The sequence below is a fragment of the Pseudothauera nasutitermitis genome (genome assembly GCF_004801295.1).
GTDB lineage: Bacteria > Pseudomonadota > Gammaproteobacteria > Burkholderiales > Rhodocyclaceae > Pseudothauera > Pseudothauera nasutitermitis.
The window spans coordinates 200,499-217,266 of record NZ_SSOC01000004.1 but is presented as its reverse complement, the minus strand read 5'-3'; the positions used below and the strand labels follow the sequence as shown (position 1 = coordinate 217,266).

Below are 16,768 nucleotides of genomic sequence, written 5' to 3'. Positions count from 1 at the left end.
CGTGCTGGGGCGTGTATCGTTTTTGACTTTTTCCCGCACGCCGTTCCCCGGCATTTCCCAGTTTCCACAGGTTCACCCGCTCATGCTGCGCTTCATCCTGCCCTTGCTGCTTTCGCTGTTCGCCCTCACCGCCTCCGCCCAGACCACGCCCTCGCCGGTGCTCGCCGCGCGCGCTTGGCTGCTGCTCGACTACGCCACCGGCCAGGTACTGACCTCGCACGAACCGGATACGCGCATCGAGCCGGCTTCGCTGACCAAGCTGATGACCGCCTACGTGGCCTTCTCGGCGCTCAAGGCCGGCACCATCGCCCTGGATCAGCCGGTGCCGGTGTCCGAGGCGGCCTGGCGGCAGGTCGGCTCGCGCATGTTCATCGAACCGCGCAAGCCGGTCACCGTGCAGGAACTGCTGCGCGGCATGATCGTGCAATCCGGCAACGACGCCTGCGTGGCGCTGGCCGAACTGGTCGCCGGCAGCGAGGCCGCGTTCACTGAGCTGATGAACCGCGAAGCGCGCCGCCTGGGCATGACCAACACCCACTTCACCAACTCCACCGGCCTGCCGGATGAACAGCTGTACACCACGGTGAAGGATCTCGGCACGCTGGCTTCCGCCATCGTGCGCGACTTTCCCGAGTACTACGGCATGTATTCGGAGAAGGAATACACCTACAACAAGATCACCCAGCCCAACCGCAACCGCCTGCTGTGGCTGGACGGCACCGTGGACGGCATGAAGACCGGCCACACCAGCAGCGCCGGCTACTGCCTGGTGGCCTCCGCGCTGCGCGGCCCGCGCCGGCTGATCTCGGTGGTGGTGGGCACCGACTCCGACACCGTACGCGCGCAGGAATCGCTCAAGCTGCTCAACTTCGGCTTCCAGTTCTTCGACACCGTGCAGCTGTACGCCGCCGAGCAGGAACTGAGCAAGTTCCAGATCTGGAAAGGCAAGGCCAAGGAAGTGCCGGTGGGCTTCACCAGCGATTTCGTCATGTCGCTGCCCAAGGGCCAGGCCGACAAGATCGCCGTCACGCTGACCAGCCGGCAACCGCTCGTCGCCCCGGTGCAGAAGGGCCAGCAGGTCGGCACCCTGCAACTGGCGCTCGACGGCCGCGTGCTGGGCGAATATCCTGTGGTGGCGCTGCAGGAAGTGCCGCTGGCCGGCTTCTTCGGCCGCCTGTGGGACGCCCTGGTCATGTGGATCAAGAGCCTCTGAGCGCTTTCCGCCTCTTGCCGAGACACCGATGAGCACCTGCTATCTCGACGGCCGCTATCTGCCGCTGGACCAAGCCCGCATCTCGCCGATGGACCGCGGCTTCCTGTTCGGCGACGGCGCCTACGAAGTCATCCCGGTCTACTCGCGCCGGCCCTTCCGCCTGGAAGAGCACATCGCCCGCCTGGGCAACACGCTGGCCGCGCTGCAATTGCCCGATCCGCACAATGCCGGCGAATGGGCGGTGATCATCCGCGAACTGGTGGCAACGAACGACTGGGAAGACCAGTCGGTGTACCTGCAGGTCACGCGCGGCGCCGACACCAAGCGCAACCACGCCTTTCCGGCGCAGGTCACCCCCACCGTGTTCCTGATGAGCGACGCGCTGCTCACCCCGCCCGCCGACCAGCTCGCATCCGGCGTGGCGGCGGTGAGCGCGGCGGATTTCCGCTGGCTGCGCTGCGACCTGAAAACCGTGGCCCTGCTGGCCAACTGCCTGCTGCGCCAGCACGCGGTGGCGCAGGGCTGCGCGGAAACCATCCTGTTCCGCGACGGCTTCCTCACCGAAGGCTCGGCCTCCAACATCTTCATCGTGCGCGACGGCGTGGTGCTCACCCCGCCCAAGAGCCACCTGATGCTGCCCGGCATCACCTACGACGTGGTGCTGGAACTGGCCGCCCGCCACGACGTGGCGCACGAGGTACGCGAAATCCTCGAAGACGAAGTGCGCGGCGCCGACGAAATCTGGATGACGTCCTCCACCAAGGAAGTGCTGGCCGTCACCACGCTGGATGGCCGCCCGGTGGGCGACGGCAGGCCCGGCCCGCTGGGCCGGCGCATGCACGCCCTGTATCAGGACTTCAAGAACACGGTGATGCGCAGTGGCTGACCAACCCGCCGGGGGCCGTACGACCCTCATCGAATACCCCTGCGACTTTCCCATCAAGGCCATGGGCCTGCGCGTGGAAGGCTTTGCCCAGGCCGTGGTCGAGGTGGTGCAGCGCCACGCGCCGGACTTCGACGCCGGCAGCGCGGAAATGCGCCCCTCCGCCAAGGGCAACTACCTGGCCATCACCTGTACCTTCCGCGCCCTGTCGCAGGACCAGGTGGACAACCTCTACCGGGAGCTGACCGCGCACCCCATGGTCAAGGTGGTGCTGTGACCGCCAGGTTGCGCGTGAAGCACCTGGGCCGCGTGGACTACGCCCCGGCCCTGGAGGCCATGCGCCACTTCACCGCGACCCGCAGGGACGACACCGACGACGAAATCTGGCTGCTCGAACACCCGCCGGTGTACACCCTGGGCCAGGCCGGGCGGCCCGAGCACCTGCTGCCCGCCGGACGCGCATCCGGCATTCCGCTGGTCAATATCGACCGTGGCGGACAGATCACCTACCACGGCCCCGGCCAGCTCGTCGCCTACCTGCTGATCGACCTGGCGCGCCGCCGCCTGAAGGTGCGCGAGCTGGTCAATCTGATGGAACAGGCCATCATCGACTGCCTGGCTGAGTACGGCCTGGCCGCCGAACGCAAGCCCGGCGCCCCCGGCGTGTATATCGATGGCGCCAAGATCGGCGCACTCGGCCTGCGCGTGCGCAACGGCCACAGCTACCATGGCCTGGCGCTCAACGTGGATGTGGATCTGGCGCCGTTCGGCTGGATCAACCCCTGCGGCTACGAAGGCCTGCAGACCATCCGCCTGAAGGATTTCGGCGTGGCCGACGACGTGGCCGCCGTGGGCGAACGCCTGCTCGCCCACCTGCTGCGCCGGCTGCCGCCGGTCGATGCCGGCCGCCGCGCGGTTTCCCCCGATGTGCCGGCCGGCGCATAAACGGGCACAATAACGCCCACCCCACGCGCAACAACACAGAGAACCGCTCATGGAAACCCCCGTGCGCAAGCAGCGCGGCGCCGACAAGACCGCCCGCATCCCCATCAAGATCGTCCCCGCGGAACGCCTGAAAAAGCCCGAGTGGATCCGCATCCGGCTCGGCGCCGGCATGGAAGCCGAACGCTTCAACGAGATCAAGGGCACCCTGCGCGACCACAAGCTGCACACCGTGTGCGAGGAAGCCTCCTGCCCGAACATCCACGAATGCTTCGGCAAGGGCACCGCCACCTTCATGATCATGGGCGACATCTGCACGCGGCGCTGCCCGTTCTGCGACGTCGGCCACGGCCGCCCCGATCCGCTCAACCCCGACGAGCCGCGCGAGCTGGCCGCCACCATCGGTGCCATGCGCCTGAACTACGTGGTGATCACCTCGGTGGACCGCGACGACCTGCGCGACGGCGGCGCGCAGCACTTTGTCGACTGCATCCGCGAGACCCGCGCCGCCTCGCCGCGCACCCGCATCGAAGTGCTGGTGCCGGACTTCCGCGGGCGCATGGAGATCGCCCTGGAAATCTTCGACCAGGCCCCGCCGGACGTGATGAACCACAACCTGGAAACCGTGCCGCGCCTGTACAAGCAGGCCCGCCCCGGTGCGGACTACGCCTGGTCGCTGAAACTGCTGAAGGAGTTCAAGGCCCGCCAGCCCGAGGTTGCCACCAAGTCCGGCCTGATGGTCGGCCTGGGCGAGACCGACGAGGAAATCCTCGAAGTCATGCGCGACCTGCGCGCCCACGACGTGGACATGCTCACCATCGGCCAGTACCTGCAACCCTCCGGCGGCCACCTGCCGGTGCTGCGCTACGTGCATCCGGACACTTTCAGGATGTTCGAGAGCGAAGCACTCAAGATGGGCTTCAAGAACGCCGCCTGCGGCCCGATGGTGCGCTCGTCTTACTGGGCGGACCAGCAGGCCCACGGCGCCGGGGTCGTGTAAATTCCAAGCTTGCGGAACGGCCCCGCGGGGCCGCTCTTCGCCACCTTCGCACTCGGTGGCAGCACTATCTGCCTTCCAGCGCCTTTTTGATTTTCTGGTCCGTCTTGTACTGACTGAGCGCATACACGGACCAGATCGCCGCCGGAATCCAGCCGATCAGCGTGAGCTGCAGCACGAGGCAGAAAATGCCAGCGAATGGCCTGCCGATCGTGAAGAACTGCAGCCAGGGAAGCAGTAACGCAAGAACAAGCCGCACGGTGTGCTCCTTCAGACGGATTCGGCGAGCAGACGCTCGACCAGGGCGTGCAGCTTGTCGAAGTCCGGTTCGCCCAGATACTTCTGCACGATGCGCCCGCGCTTGTCGAGCAGGTAGGTGGTGGGCGTCAGGCGCACCCCTTCGAAAGCACGCGCCACGTCGCCGGAGGCATCCAGCGTGACGGTGAACGGCAGGCCGCTGCGTTCCACGTAGGCGCGCACTTGTGCGGGCGGGTCGTAATCCATGGCCACGGCGATGGTGCGGTAGCCGCGCGGGGCGAATTTTTCGTGCGTGCTGGTGAGCGCCGGCATTTCCTTGATGCAGGTGGTGCAGGTGGTCGCCCAGAAATTCACCAGTACCACTTGTCCACGCAGGTCCGCGGTACGGAAGGTTTCACCCTGCAGCGTGGTGAAGGCCACGTCCGGCGCGACCGGTTTCTGGGTAAAAACGAAAAATCCGGCAACGCCGAGAACCAGGACCGCGATCGCGGCGATAATCTTGACCTTCATCTGCCTACCAATCAAAGAGGGGGTGCCCCATGGGTCCGATTCTGCGAGCTTTCGCCCTGCTTGTCATCTGCACGCCGGTCTGGGCGGCTTCCGGCCTGGGCAACTTCACCCAGGCCGACACGGCTACCGCGCTGCGCGAGGCGCTCAGCCAAGGCGCCGGGCGTGCCATCGACCAACTCGGCCGCCAGGATGGCTTCCTGGGCAACGCCAAGGTGCGTATCCCGCTGCCCGAAGTGCTGGAAAAGGCCGAGCCGCTGCTGCGCATGACCGGGCGCGGCAAGGACTTGGACAACCTGGTGACCACCATGAACCGTGCCGCCGAGGCTGCCGTGCCCGAAGCGCGTACGCTGCTCACCGATGCAGTCAGGCAAATGACCGTGGAAGACGCCAAAAAGATCCTCACCGGCGGCGACGATTCGGTCACCCAGTACTTCCGCCAGCACACCGAAACGCGGCTCACCGAGCGCTTCCTGCCGGTGGTGAAGCAGAACACCGACCGCCTGGCGCTGGCCGGGCAGTACAACAAGCTGGCCGGCCAGGCTTCCAGCGTGGGCCTGCTGAAGGCCGAGGACGCACAGATCGAGAACTACGTGACGCGCAAGGCACTCGACGGCCTGTACCTGATGATCGCCGAGGAAGAGCGCGCCATCCGCGCCAACCCGGTGCAGGCCGCCGGTACCTGGGCCAAGCGTATCTTCGGCGCCATCCAGTAAGGCGTCGATGGCGGCCCTGCTCAACGCCCCGCAGCGCGAGGCCATCCACTACCTGGACGGCCCCTCGCTGGTACTCGCCGGCGCCGGCAGCGGCAAGACCCGGGTGATCACCCACAAGATCGCCTACCTGATCAACGAGTGCGGCTTCGAGCCGTACAACATCGCCGCCATCACCTTCACCAACAAGGCGGCCAAGGAAATGCAGGAGCGCGTCGCCCACCTGATGGGTGGGCGCAGCCCGAAGGGGCTCACGGTGTGCACCTTCCATGCCCTGGGCGTGCGCATCATCCGCCAGGAAGCCGTGCATTGCGGGCTGAAGCCGCAGTTTTCCATCCTGGACGCCGCCGATACGGTGCAGATCGTCGCCGATGCCGCCAAGGACAGCGACAAGGGCATCGCCAAACAGATGCAGTGGCAGATTTCCTCGTGGAAGAACGCCATGATCGGCCCGGACGAGGCCAGCCAGCTCGCCGACAACGAACTGGCCGCAGCCGCCGCAGCCGCCTACGCCGAGTACGAACGTACCCTGCGCGCCTACCAGGCGGTGGATTTCGACGACCTGATCAGCCTGCCGGTGCGCCTGTTCGAAACCAACGAAGAAGTACGCGAACGCTGGAAGGCCCGCCTGCGCTTCCTGCTGGTGGACGAATACCAGGACACCAACCGCGCCCAGTACCGCCTGCTGCGCCAGCTGGCCGGCGAGCGCGGCATGTTCACTGCGGTGGGCGACGACGACCAGGCCATCTACGCCTGGCGCGGCGCCGACGTGGAGAACCTGCGCCTGCTGCAGCAGGACTACCCGCGCCTGAAGGTCATCAAGCTGGAGCAGAACTACCGCTCCTCGCGCCGCATCCTGGAAGCGGCCAACACGCTGATCGCCAACAACGAGAAGCTCTTCGAAAAGCGCCTGTGGTCCGAGCACGGCCCCGGCGAGCAGATCGCCGTGCATGGCTGCCGCGAGGCCGACGCCGAGGCCGAATGGGTGGCGATGAAGATCAACGCCCACCGCTTCGAAGCCCGCACCGCGTACAAGGACTACGCCATCCTGTACCGCGGCAACCACCAGGCCCGCGTCATCGAACAGGCGCTGCGCAACGCCGGCATTCCCTACGTGATCTCCGGCGGGCAGAGCTTCTTCGACAAGGCCGAGATCCGCGACCTGATCGCCTACCTGCGCCTGCTGCAGAACGAGGACGACGACCTCGCCTTCATCCGTGCCATCACCACTCCGCGCCGCGGCATCGGCGCCGCCACCCTGGAAGCCCTGGGGCACTACGCCGGCGCGCGCCACATCGGCCTGTTCGCCGCCGTGTTCGAGGAAGACCTGGCCGAGCACCTCAACGCCCGCCAGCTCGAAGCGGTGCGCGAGTTCGCCAACTACATCAACCGGCTCAAGTACCGCGTGACGCGCGAACCCGCCGGCCGCCTGCTGGAAGACCTGCTCGCCAGCACGCGCTACGAAGCCTGGCTGTTCGAGCACCTGGACAGCCGCGAGGCGGAAACCAAGTGGAACAACGTGCGCGATTTCGTCGGCTGGCTCACGCGCAAGGGCGACGAAGACGGCAAGAATCTTGTCGAACTGGCGCAGACCCTCACGCTGATCTCCATGCTCGACAAGGAAGACCCGGACTTCGACGGCGTGCAGCTCGCCACCCTGCACGCCTCCAAGGGGCTGGAATTTCCCCACGTTTTCCTGGTGGGCGTGGAAGAGGGCCTGCTGCCCCACCAGGCCAGCATCGACGAGGACAAGGTGGAAGAAGAACGCCGGCTGATGTACGTGGGCATCACCCGCGCGCAGCGCACACTCACGCTGACCTGGTGCGAGCGCCGCAAGATGGGCAAGGAGTTCCGCCCCTGCGAGATCAGCCGCTTCGTCGCCGAAATGGGCGGCGACCTCAAGCTCGGCCAGCGCCGCAGCAACGATCCGCTGAGTCGCGAGGAAGGCCGCGACCGCGCGGCGGCGCTGCGCGCCATGCTGGAGCGCGGCGGCAGGTGAACGCAAACGGGCGGCCCGCAGGCCGCCCGTCCGAATCTGCTGTGGCCCCGTGGGGCCGCACCGAAAAGCTTACTGCTCCACCGGCGGTTCGGTGAAACCGGCACCCGCAGTGTTGGCCAGATACGCGGTGGCGCGCACCAGTTCGGCGTCGGTCAGATCGGCCGCGCCACCCTTCGGCGGCATCGCACCCAGGCCGTCGTGCACCGAAGCCACCAGCGCGTCCAGCCCCTTGGCGATGCGCGGCGCCCACTGGTCGGCATCGCCGGTCGTCGGCGCGCCCAGCACGCCGGCGCCGTGACAGGTGGTGCACACGGCCTTGTAGATTTCCTCGCCGGTACGGCTGCCCGGTGTGGCCTTCTGCAGCACGATATGAAGCTGGGCCACCGGCAGGATGGCCGCGGCGGTCACTTCATGATCCACCGCCTGTTGCTTGCCACAGCCAGCCAGCAGCGCGGCCGCGACCACGGCAACAACAGGCAGGGCACGACGAAGGGGCCGCTGGGCGGCACGAGTAGCGCGATGTTCCGACATGCTGGGTCCTTTGACTGGGCAGGAAACGAAACGCGGATTATAACGGCCCAGCCGCCGCTTGTGGCGGCGCGCCATGGACTTCGTCCCTGTTCCGGTATATGCTTCCCCGCCTCTTTGGGGAAGCTCATCTTCCTCTGAAAGCCCCCGCGCCCGTAGCTCAGCTGGATAGAGTACTGCCCTCCGAAGGCAGGGGTCGGACGTTCGAATCGTCTCGGGCGCGCCAAACATCTCGATGGGCCAGACCAGTGTCGGTCTGGCCCTTTTTTCGCGCTCCGCTCACAGCCAGCGGGCTTTCCTGAAGCGCCAGTACAGGAAACCGCTCGATACGGCGATGATGCCCAGGCCGAAGAGATAGCCGTAGCGCCAGTCGAGCTCCGGCATGTACTTGAAGTTCATCCCCCAGATGCCGGCGAAGGCGGTGGCCACGGCGAAGATTCCCGCCCAGGCGGCGAGCCGCTTGCTGACTTCGGTCTGATCGATGGCGACCATAGACAGATTGACCTGGATGGCGGTGGTGATGGTGTCGCGGATACTGTCCAGGGAAGCGCTCGAACGCGCCAGGTGGTCATACACGTCGCGGAAGTAATGTTGGCTGCCGGCGCAGGCCTCCGGTACGCGCCCGCTCTGCAGCTTGCCGGCGGCTTCCATCAAGGGCGCGACCGCATGCTTGAGTACGGTGACCTTGCGCTTGAGCTGGTACAGCCGACGGATGTTGGAGCGCGCCGCGCCCTTGGTGAAGATGCGTTCTTCGAGCGCTTCCAGTTCCGTCTCCAGCTTCTCGATGATGGGAAAGTAGCGGTCGACCACGGCGTCCATCAATGCATACAGCACGTAGCCCGAGCCCTTGGCGAGCATCTTCGGCTCACGCTCGCAGCGTGCGCGCACGCCCAGCAGGTTCTGCTCGCTGAGGTTGCGCACCGACAGGACGTAATTGGCGCCGACGAAGACATGCATCTCGCCTACCTTGAGGCGGTTGTTCGACTCTTCGATCAGGTGCATGACGACGAACATGTCGCTGTCGTACTCCTCCAGCTTGGGGCGCTGGTGACCGTGGTCAGCATCTTCGACGGCGAGTTCGTGCAGGCCGAAGGCGGCCTTCATGCTCGCCATCTCTTCGGGTGTGGCGTCCTTCAGCGCCACCCAGACGAAGCAGCCGGGCAGGCGCAGATAGGTGCCGATTTCCTCGGTCGGCAGATCGGCCAGCTTGCGGCCATTCTGGTAGGCAGTGCAGTTGATCAGCATGACCGGCTCCTCTCCGAAGGCTGCGGGGTTGCCCATCGCGCGCATGCCCCGAGCCGCCCGAGCGCCAATTCTAAGCCCGCGTTGCAGAGCCGCCACACGATGCGATACCGGTTCCATGCGATGCCGCGCGCGGCTGAATTGCCGATCGGGGTCCGAAACACAAAGGGGGCGCGGGCCGCCTGTCTCGGCAGCCCACGCCCCCTCTCGGCCCGTGCAGCTCAGTTACCGGTGTCGTACAGCCGCTTCTCCAGCGCGATGCTGCCCTTGAGCTGGTGCAGCGCCTTGGCGGCGGCGAGCACGGCCAGGTCGACCAGCGGTTCGAGGATCACCACCGCCATGTAGGCCGCGCCGAAGCTCAGCACGTTCTGCAGGTTTTCTGCGCCCACGCCCTGACCATAGAGCGCCCAGAAGGCGACCCACGCGACGATGCCGCCCTGGTAGGCCAGCGACAGCTTGAAGGCCTGGCCGTAGCGGATGTCCACGTAGGCGGTCTCCGCCGGGATGATGCGGCGGGCGAGCGCGGCGATGGCGAACAGCGGCACCAGCAGGGTGGTGACGTTGATGGTGTACTGCGGCAGATCGTCGGGCGCGAAGAACAGGCCCTGAATCAGCAGGCCGGCCATCAGGCCGATGGCCGCCGGAGCCGCGCCGAACAGCAGCAGCAGCGTGGAGCCGAGGATGAAGTGCACCTCCGAGACGCCCACCGGCTTGGTGGGCAGGACTTCGAAGAAGGCGAACACGAGCACGGCGGCGATCAGTGCGCGCACCGCCAGCGAGGCGATGCCGTCGCGCTTGATGGTATCCACCGCCAGTTTGGCACTGTAGCCGATGGCGGCGGCGGCGGTGCCGTAGCTCAGCAGAATCTTTCCGCCTTCGACGATTCCGGGTTCGATATGCATGGTTGTTTTCTCCTGTGATGAAACGTGGTGGCTGGAACGTGGGTGAATCGGGTCAGCGTGAAGCGACAACAGCCCGGACCGGCAAACAGTCCGCACCCCAGGCGGCGGCCAGCCGGGCGGCGCGGCCGAGCGCGCGCGGGCCGTCGTCGAAGTCGATCACGGTGCAGTGGTCGGCCCGTTGCGGGCGGGGCGGCAAGGTGGCGAAGCGGGCGTCCGACAGCAGCCACAGTTCCACGCGCTCGTCCGCGCTGCGCCGGCGTTGCGCGAGCACGCGGTCGGCCAGCGCAATGGCTGACGCCGCCGGGGTTGCACCGCCGCCGGCGATGGGCGCGATCCAGCGTTCGTTGAAGGCCGCCGCCTTGCCCGGCGCGTGCAGCAGGCGCGCCTGCTCGCCGGCGAAGCCGATCACCATCAGCGTCTCGCGGCGCCGGTAGCAGCGCGCGGCCCAGGCTTGCAGCAGGCCCTTGGCCAGCGCCAGGCGCCGGCCGCGCAGCATCGAGGCCGAGCAGTCGAGCAGCAGGCAGTGCAGCAGCGCGCCGCCGGCCGGCGGCGGGCGCCGGCGCAGGTGTTCGCGCGCGAGCGGCGCCGGGCCCTTGGCGGCCAGGGTGCGCGGCCAGTCGATGCGCGTGCCGGGGCGGCGCGCCTTGCGGCCGCGTTGCGCGGGATGGGGGCCGCGTCCGGCGGCCCAGCCGGGGGCCGCCGGACGCGTCAGGGCTTTTTTGCATGGAGCGGCCTCAGTGGTTTGACCGTGGCGGTCGGCACCGCCTGCGGCGGCAGCGCGCCCCAGTCTTCGTCGCGCCTGGATGGCGCAGGCGCCGCATCCGGCGTCTCGCCGCCCTGCGCCGGTGGCTCGGCAGTCGGGGCTTGATCCGCATGGCGGCGGTGGGCGAGCACCAGTTCGGCCACGGCGTCGATGTCCTCGGCGGTGATGTGGTCGCGGTCGGCGAACGCGGCGTGGGCGCGCGCGGCGCGCAGCATCACCAGGTCGGCGCGCACGCCTTCCACCGCAGCGGCGTGGCAACGCGCGGCGACCTCCGCATGGCTGGCGTCGTCGAAGGCGATGGCGGCGAGCCGCGCGCGCGCGCCGGCGATGCGCGCGGCCAGTTCGCCCTCGGCCGCCGCGCTGCGGGCGGCGAAGGCCGCCGGGTCGGCGTCGAAGGCGAGCCGGGTGCGCACGATGGCTTCGCGCTCGGCCGGCGGCAGGTTTGCTTCCAGGCGCACGAACAGGCCGAAGCGGTCGAGCAGTTGCGGGCGCAGTTCGCCTTCTTCCGGGTTCATCGTGCCGACCAGGGCGATGCGCGCCGGGTGGGCGTGGCTGATGCCGTCGCGTTCGATGCGGTTGATGCCGCTGGCGCTGACGTCGAGCAGCAGGTCGACCAAGCCGTCGGCGAGCAGATTGACCTCGTCCACATACAGCACGCCTTCGTGCGCGCGGGCCAGCAGGCCGGGGCGAAAGCGCACCTGGCCGTCGCGCAGCGCGGCTTCCAGGTCGAGCGAGCCGACCAGTTGTTCCTCGCTGGCCGACAGCGGCAGGTTGACGAAGTACCCGCCCGGCAGCAGCGCGGCGAGCGCGCGGGCGGCGGTGGATTTGGCGGTGCCGCGCGGGCCTTCGACCAGCACGCCGCCGATCAGCGGGTCGATGGCGGCCAGCAGCAGGGCACGGCGCAGCAGCGGCTGACCGTGCAGGGCGCTGAAGGGAAAGGCCGGCGGGGCGGCGGCGAGCGGGTCGTTCATCCTCGTTCCTGGTGTTGTTCGGCGGCGAGCAGGTGCTGCTCGACGCGTTCGCGGTAGTCGCCGGGCGCCGCCCACAGGCCGCGGTCCATGGCTTCGAGCAGGCGTTCGCAGATTTCGGCCAGCGCGTCCGGGTTGTGGCGTTCGAGGAAGGCGCGGGTGTCCGCGTCTTCCAGATAGGCGTCGGTGACGCGGGCGTACTGGTCGTCGCGCACCACGCGGGCGGTGGCGTCGTAGGCGAACAGGTAGTCCACCGTGGCGGCGATCTCGAAGGCGCCCTTGTAGCCGTGGCGCTTCACCCCGGCGATCCACTTCGGGTTGGTCACCCGGCTGCGCACCACGCGGCTGATTTCCTCTTCCAGCGAGCGCACCACCGGCGCGCCGGGGTTGCTGTGGTCGCCGAAGTAGAGCGCCGGCTGGCTGCCGGCGAGGTGGCGCACGGCGGCGGCCATGCCGCCGTGAAACTGGTAGTAGTCGTCGGAATCGAGCAGGTCGTGTTCGCGGTTGTCCTGGTTGTGCATCACCAGTTCGATGCCGGCGAGCCGGCGGGCGAAGGTGTCGCGCGCCGCGCTGCCGTCGTCCTGCTGGCCGTAGGCGTAGCCGCCCCACTCCAGGTAGGCGCGCGCGAGATCGGCGTCGTCGTCCCAGTGGCGGCCGTCGATCAGGCCTTGCAGGCCGGCGCCGTAGGCACCCGGCTTGGCGCCGAACACGCGGTGGCCGGCGCGGCGGCGGGCGCTGGCGGGGTCCAGCCCGTCGGCCTGCAGCGCGGCGGCTTCGCGCAGGATGCGCGCGCGGATCGGGTTGACGTCTTCCGGCTCGTCGAGCGCGGCCACCGCCTGCACCGCGGCGTCGAACAGGCGGATGACGTTGGCGAAGGCATCGCGGAAGAAGCCGGAGACGCGCAGCATGACGTCGATGCGCGGGCGGTCGAACAGGCTCATCGGCAGGATTTCGAAGTCCGCCACGCGGTGGCTGCCGTCGGCCCATTTCGGCCGCACGCCGATCAGCGCGAAAGCCTGGGCGATGTCGTCGCCGCCGGTGCGCATGGTGGCGGTGCCCCACACCGACAGGCCGATGGCGCGCGGGTAGTCGCCATGCTCCTGCACGTAGCGTTCGATCATGCGCGCCGCCGAGGCCAGGCCCAGCGTCCAGCTGGTCTGGGTGGGCACCGCGCGGGTGTCGATGGAGTAGAAGTTGCGCCCGGTGGGCAGCACGTCCGGGCGCCCGCGCGTGGGTGCGCCGCTGGGGCCGGCGGGTACGAAGCGGCCGGCCAGCCCGCGCGTCAGTTGCAGCAGTTCCTGTTCGCCACAGGCGTCCAGGCGCGGGCGCAGTTCGGTGTCGATGCGCGCGAGTACTCCGCGGGTGGCCGGCCAGCCGGTGTCCGCGCGCTCCGGCAGGCCGTGCGCCAGGATGTGCAGGGCCAGCAGTTCGAGGCGTTCGCGGGTGTCGCCGGTGTTGCGCCACGGGCCGTTGTCGAGGTCCGCCAGCACGGCGGGGCGCGGGCCGGTCCACGGCGCGCCCCAGTCGGCGTCCAGCGGGTCGAAGCCTTCGCCCAGCGCGAGATCGGCGGCGAGCGCGCGGGTCAGGCCCTGGTGCGGCCCGTGGCCGTCGCCGACCGGGTGGCGGGCGAGCGCGAGCAGGGTGTCGCGGCGCAGCCGGCCGGTGGGCGAGGCGCCGAACACGTGCAGGCCGTCGCGGATCTGCGCTTCCTTGAGTTCGCACAGATAGGTGTCGGTGCGGTTGAGCAGTTGCTGTTCTTCCTCGGCATTGCGCGGCGGCGCGAGGCCCAGGTCGCGGTGCAGGTCGTGGCGCAGGATGTGGTCGAGGATCTGCCGGCGCAGCACGGTGGCGCGCTTGCGGTCCAGCATCAGCGCCTCGTAGTACTCGTCCACCTGGCGTTCCAGGTCGCGCGTGGGGCCGTAGCTTTCGGCGCGGGTCAGCGGCGGCATCAGGTGGTCGATGATCACCGCCTGGGCGCGGCGCTTGGCCTGGGTGCCCTCGCCGGGGTCGTTGACGATGAAGGGGTAGAGGTGGGGCATGGGGCCGAAGGCGAGGTCCGGCCAGCATTCCTCGGACAGCGCCACGCTCTTGCCCGGCAGCCATTCCAGGTTGCCGTGCTTGCCGACGTGCACAATGGCATCGCAGGCCCAGTGCTCGCGCAGCCACAGGTAGAAGGCGAGGTAGTGGTGCGGCGGAACGAGGTCGGGGTCGTGGTAGCTCGCCATCGGGTCGAGCTGGTAGCCGCGCGCCGGCTGGATGCTGACGAAGATCCGGCCGCAGCGCAGGCCGGCGAGCATGAAACGGCCCTGGCGCAGCATCGGGTCGGCCTGCGGCGGCCCCCAGCGTTCGACGAGGGCGGCACGGTTGGCGGCCGGCAGGGTGTCGAAGAAGCGCAGGTAGTCCGCCAGTGCGAGGCTCTGCCGCGCCGGGCGCAGCGCCCATTGTTCCGGGTCGTTGGTGACACCTTCCTTGAGCAGCGCCATCAGCGCGTCGCCGTCGGCCGGGATGTCTTCGACCGCGTAGCCTTCGTCGCGCAGGCGGCGCAGGATGGTGACCACCGAGGCCGGGGTGTCGAGGCCCACGCCGTTGCCCAGCCGCCCCTCGCGGGTCGGGTAGTTGGCGAGGATCAGTGCCAGGCGCTTGTCGCCGTTGGGCAGCGCGCGCAGCCGGCACCAGCGCCGCGCCAGTTCGGCGACGAAGGCCATGCGGCCGGGTTCGGCGCGGTACTGCACCACGTCGCTCTGGGTGCGTTCGCAATGGTGGTCCAGGCCCTTGAAGCTGACCGCGCGGGTGACGATGCGCCCGTCCACCTCGGGCAGGGCGATGTGCATGGCGATGTCGCGCGGCGCCAGGCCGTGGGCGTCGGCGCGCCAGGCGGCCTCGTTGCCGCCGGACAGCACCAGTTGCAGCACCGGAATATCGCCCGCCAAGGCGTGGTCGCCGGCCTCGTCGAGCGCGGTGCGCGCGAAGGCGGTGGTGTTGAGGATCAGCGCGGCCTCGTGCTCGGCGGCCAGCCGGCGCAGCAGGTCGAGGCTGGCCGCATCCTTCAGCGAGGTGAGCGCCAGCGGCAGCGGGTTCATGCCGCGCGCCAGCAGGGCCTCGCACAGGTGGGTGAAGGCGGCGGTATTGCCGGCCTGCAGGTGGGCGCGGTAGAACAGCAGCGGCACGCAGGGCGCGCCTGGCTGCCAGTCCGCGCGCCAGGCTTCGACCGAGCCGAGTTCGTGGCGGGGATGGAAGATGGCGGCGGCGGGCAGCGCGCGCGGCGGCGCCACTGGGTCGGCGCGGCCGAGCAAATGAGTGCCGATGCAGTGGTAGAAATTGCGCGCGTTGGCCGGCCCGCCTTCGCGCAGGTAGCGCCACAGCGTGCGCGCCAGCTCGATGCCCACCGTGCCTTTCATCAGCAGGTTGAGGTCTTCGCTGGTGTCGCCGGAGAACATCGCCAGCGCGATGCCGCGCGCGCGGGCGAGTTCGCCGACGCGCTCGGTGCCATAGGGCCAGTAGCTCTCGCCGCCGAGGTGGTCGATGACGATGACGCGGGCGTGCCGCAGCACTTCGTCCACGTAGAGGTCCACCGAGGCCGGCTGGCGCAGGTGCAGCAGGTTGGCCAGCCGCACGGCGGGAAAGCCGTCCGCCGGGCAGGCGGCGGCGAGCAGCGCCAGCGTGGTGTCGGCGGCGCTGAGGATGACGATGTCGGCCGCATCCTGTTCGATGCGGGTGACGATGGCGTCGTCCTCGACGAAGCCGCCGGGCTGGGCGGCCAGCAGGTGCATCAGGCGGCCTCGGCCAGCGCGGCGCCGTGCAGCGCGGTGGTGAGCGCGGCGGCGTCGAGGTCCGCGCCGATCAGCACGAGGTGGGTGCGGCGGGCTTCGCCGGCCTGCCAGTGGCGGTCGAAATAGCTGTCGAAGCGGCGGCCGACGCCGTGCACCACCAGGCGCATCGGCTTGTCGGCGAGCGCCACGAAGCCCTTCACGCGGTACAGGGTGTGGGCCTGCACCAGTTCGTGCAGGATGGCGAGCAGGCGTTCGCGGTCCACCGCCGGCAGGTCCACCGAGATCGACTGGAAGGCATCGTGGTCATGATCGTGCTCCTCGCCCTCCTCGTGGTCGTGGTGGCTCTGGCGCAGGTGGATGCCGTCCTCGGCGGCCGCTTCGAGGCCGAGGATCAGGTCGAGGTCGATGCGGCCGTGGTCGGCGGCCACCAGCTTGACCTCGGGCGGCAGTTCTTCGCGGCACAGGGCCTCGACCGCGGCGCGCGCTGCGGCGTCGGCGAGGTCGGTCTTGGTGAGCACGACCAGGTCGGCGGCCGAGAGCTGGTCCTCGAACAGTTCGTGCAGCGGCGATTCGTGGTCCAGGTTGGGGTCGGCACGGCGCTGGGCATCCACCGCCACCGGGTTGGCGGCGAACTGGCCGGACGCGGCGGCCGGCACGTCCACCACGGTGACCACCGCATCCACGGTGCACGCGTTCTTGATCTCCGGCCAGTTGAAGGCCTGCACCAGCGGCTTGGGCAGGGCGAGGCCGGAGGTTTCGATGAGGATGTGGTCGATCTCGTCGCGGCGCGCGATGAGCTTCTGCATCACCGGGTAGAACTCTTCCTGCACCGTGCAGCACAGGCAGCCGTTGGCCAGTTCGTAGAGCTGGCCTTCCTGCTCGTTGCCGCTGTCGTCGCAGCCGATGCCGCAGCCGCGCAGGATCTCGCCGTCGATGCCGAGTTCGCCGAATTCGTTGACGATGACGGCGATGCGGCGGCCGCCGGCATTCGCCAGGATGTGGCGCAGCAGCGTGGTCTTGCCGCTGCCGAGGAAGCCGGTGACGATGGTGGCGGGGATCTTGGTTCGGGTGTTCATCGGGGTC

General features: G+C 68.9%; 16 protein-coding genes and 1 tRNA gene. 8 read left to right on the top strand and 9 right to left on the bottom strand.

Translation table 11 applies throughout. From position 1 onward, the window contains the following. Positions 1-82 precede the first annotated feature (82 nt). Genes E6C76_RS11370 through lipA form a run of 5 tightly spaced genes read left to right on the top strand, consistent with a single transcriptional unit; the run spans position 83 to position 4,038 of the window. Entirely contained in the window at positions 83-1,213 is a 1,131-nt protein-coding gene (locus E6C76_RS11370; RefSeq protein ID WP_408003480.1) for a D-alanyl-D-alanine carboxypeptidase family protein, read from the top strand. 28 nt (positions 1,214-1,241) lie between these two features. Further along, on the top strand, positions 1,242-2,099 hold the full coding sequence (locus E6C76_RS11365; RefSeq protein ID WP_136348366.1) for a D-amino acid aminotransferase: 858 nt from the start codon (positions 1,242-1,244) through the stop codon (positions 2,097-2,099). Continuing rightward, on the top strand, positions 2,092-2,373 hold the full coding sequence (locus tag E6C76_RS11360; RefSeq protein ID WP_136348365.1) for a YbeD family protein: 282 nt from the start codon (positions 2,092-2,094) through the stop codon (positions 2,371-2,373). The genes E6C76_RS11365 and E6C76_RS11360 overlap by 8 nt, the downstream gene beginning before the upstream one ends. 8 nt (positions 2,374-2,381) lie before the next feature. Next, a complete protein-coding gene (gene lipB / locus E6C76_RS11355; RefSeq protein ID WP_136348686.1) occupies positions 2,382-3,041 on the top strand; it encodes a lipoyl(octanoyl) transferase LipB in 660 nt (219 codons plus the stop codon). Positions 3,042-3,090: 49 nt separating this feature from the next. Beyond that, positions 3,091-4,038 carry a lipoyl synthase gene (gene lipA / locus E6C76_RS11350; protein ID WP_136348364.1) on the top strand — a complete coding sequence of 316 codons (948 nt, stop codon included), beginning with the start codon at positions 3,091-3,093 and terminating at the stop codon, positions 4,036-4,038. A 64-nt stretch (positions 4,039-4,102) separates the two neighbouring features. Here the strand turns inward: lipA and E6C76_RS11345 are convergent, their stop codons facing one another. Beyond that, positions 4,103-4,294, bottom strand: coding sequence for a YqaE/Pmp3 family membrane protein (locus E6C76_RS11345; protein WP_136348363.1), 192 nt, complete (start codon positions 4,292-4,294; stop codon positions 4,103-4,105). A gap of 11 nt (positions 4,295-4,305) precedes the next feature. Beyond that, complete coding sequence (locus tag E6C76_RS11340) at positions 4,306-4,803, bottom strand: TlpA family protein disulfide reductase (protein ID WP_136348362.1); 498 nt, start codon at positions 4,801-4,803, stop codon at positions 4,306-4,308. A gap of 29 nt (positions 4,804-4,832) precedes the next feature. On the opposite strand from E6C76_RS11340, the gene E6C76_RS11335 reads away from it, so the two are divergent. Continuing rightward, the gene (locus tag E6C76_RS11335) at positions 4,833-5,516 is read left to right on the top strand and encodes a DUF4197 domain-containing protein (protein ID WP_136348361.1); all 684 of its coding nucleotides are present in this window, start codon (positions 4,833-4,835) and stop codon (positions 5,514-5,516) included. A 7-nt stretch (positions 5,517-5,523) separates the two neighbouring features. Beyond that, complete coding sequence (locus tag E6C76_RS11330; RefSeq protein WP_136348360.1) at positions 5,524-7,512, top strand: UvrD-helicase domain-containing protein; 1,989 nt, start codon at positions 5,524-5,526, stop codon at positions 7,510-7,512. 69 nt (positions 7,513-7,581) lie between these two features. On the opposite strand, the gene E6C76_RS11325 is transcribed toward E6C76_RS11330, so the two are convergent. Next, the gene (locus E6C76_RS11325; protein ID WP_136348359.1) at positions 7,582-8,043 is read right to left on the bottom strand and encodes a c-type cytochrome; all 462 of its coding nucleotides are present in this window, start codon (positions 8,041-8,043) and stop codon (positions 7,582-7,584) included. A gap of 146 nt (positions 8,044-8,189) precedes the next feature. Between E6C76_RS11325 and E6C76_RS11320 the strand changes: the two genes are divergently transcribed. Next, positions 8,190-8,266 (top strand) — tRNA-Arg (locus tag E6C76_RS11320). 53 nt (positions 8,267-8,319) lie between these two features. Here the strand turns inward: E6C76_RS11320 and E6C76_RS11315 are convergent. The 6 genes from E6C76_RS11315 to cobW form a co-directional block, all read right to left on the bottom strand. Continuing rightward, a complete protein-coding gene (locus E6C76_RS11315; protein WP_136348358.1) occupies positions 8,320-9,285 on the bottom strand; it encodes a magnesium and cobalt transport protein CorA in 966 nt (321 codons plus the stop codon). A 218-nt stretch (positions 9,286-9,503) separates the two neighbouring features. Then, positions 9,504-10,184: an energy-coupling factor ABC transporter permease gene (locus E6C76_RS11310; RefSeq protein ID WP_136348357.1), complete on the bottom strand. Its 681-nt coding sequence runs from the start codon at positions 10,182-10,184 to the stop codon at positions 9,504-9,506. Between the two features lie 52 nt (positions 10,185-10,236). Further along, the gene (locus tag E6C76_RS11305) at positions 10,237-10,680 is read right to left on the bottom strand and encodes a vWA domain-containing protein (RefSeq protein WP_230976247.1); all 444 of its coding nucleotides are present in this window, start codon (positions 10,678-10,680) and stop codon (positions 10,237-10,239) included. Positions 10,681-10,892: 212 nt separating this feature from the next. Beyond that, entirely contained in the window at positions 10,893-11,918 is a 1,026-nt protein-coding gene (locus tag E6C76_RS11300) for an ATP-binding protein (RefSeq protein ID WP_136348356.1), read from the bottom strand. Next, complete coding sequence (cobN, locus tag E6C76_RS11295) at positions 11,915-15,685, bottom strand: cobaltochelatase subunit CobN (RefSeq protein ID WP_136348355.1); 3,771 nt, start codon at positions 15,683-15,685, stop codon at positions 11,915-11,917. The genes E6C76_RS11300 and cobN overlap by 4 nt, the downstream gene beginning before the upstream one ends. Continuing rightward, positions 15,685-16,761: a cobalamin biosynthesis protein CobW gene (gene cobW, locus E6C76_RS11290; RefSeq protein WP_136348354.1), complete on the bottom strand. Its 1,077-nt coding sequence runs from the start codon at positions 16,759-16,761 to the stop codon at positions 15,685-15,687. The genes cobN and cobW overlap by 1 nt, the downstream gene beginning before the upstream one ends. Positions 16,762-16,768 lie beyond the last annotated feature (7 nt).

Excerpts from the sequence above, each read along its gene's own strand:
- E6C76_RS11315 (WP_136348358.1), bottom strand. The coding sequence starts at position 9,285 with ATGCTGATCAACTGCACTGCCTACCAGAATGGCCGCAAGCTGGCCGAT.
- E6C76_RS11335 (WP_136348361.1), top strand. The coding sequence starts at position 4,833 with ATGGGTCCGATTCTGCGAGCTTTCGCCCTGCTTGTCATCTGCACGCCG.
- cobN (WP_136348355.1), bottom strand. The coding sequence starts at position 15,685 with ATGCACCTGCTGGCCGCCCAGCCCGGCGGCTTCGTCGAGGACGACGCC.
- E6C76_RS11310 (WP_136348357.1), bottom strand. The coding sequence starts at position 10,184 with ATGCATATCGAACCCGGAATCGTCGAAGGCGGAAAGATTCTGCTGAGC.
- E6C76_RS11370 (WP_408003480.1), top strand. The coding sequence starts at position 83 with ATGCTGCGCTTCATCCTGCCCTTGCTGCTTTCGCTGTTCGCCCTCACC.
- E6C76_RS11300 (WP_136348356.1), bottom strand. The coding sequence starts at position 11,918 with ATGAACGACCCGCTCGCCGCCGCCCCGCCGGCCTTTCCCTTCAGCGCC.
- E6C76_RS11325 (WP_136348359.1), bottom strand. The coding sequence starts at position 8,043 with ATGTCGGAACATCGCGCTACTCGTGCCGCCCAGCGGCCCCTTCGTCGT.
- E6C76_RS11305 (WP_230976247.1), bottom strand. The coding sequence starts at position 10,680 with ATGCTGCGCGGCCGGCGCCTGGCGCTGGCCAAGGGCCTGCTGCAAGCC.
- E6C76_RS11365 (WP_136348366.1), top strand. The coding sequence starts at position 1,242 with ATGAGCACCTGCTATCTCGACGGCCGCTATCTGCCGCTGGACCAAGCC.
- E6C76_RS11330 (WP_136348360.1), top strand. The coding sequence starts at position 5,524 with ATGGCGGCCCTGCTCAACGCCCCGCAGCGCGAGGCCATCCACTACCTG.
- E6C76_RS11340 (WP_136348362.1), bottom strand. The coding sequence starts at position 4,803 with ATGAAGGTCAAGATTATCGCCGCGATCGCGGTCCTGGTTCTCGGCGTT.
- lipA (WP_136348364.1), top strand. The coding sequence starts at position 3,091 with ATGGAAACCCCCGTGCGCAAGCAGCGCGGCGCCGACAAGACCGCCCGC.
- cobW (WP_136348354.1), bottom strand. The coding sequence starts at position 16,761 with ATGAACACCCGAACCAAGATCCCCGCCACCATCGTCACCGGCTTCCTC.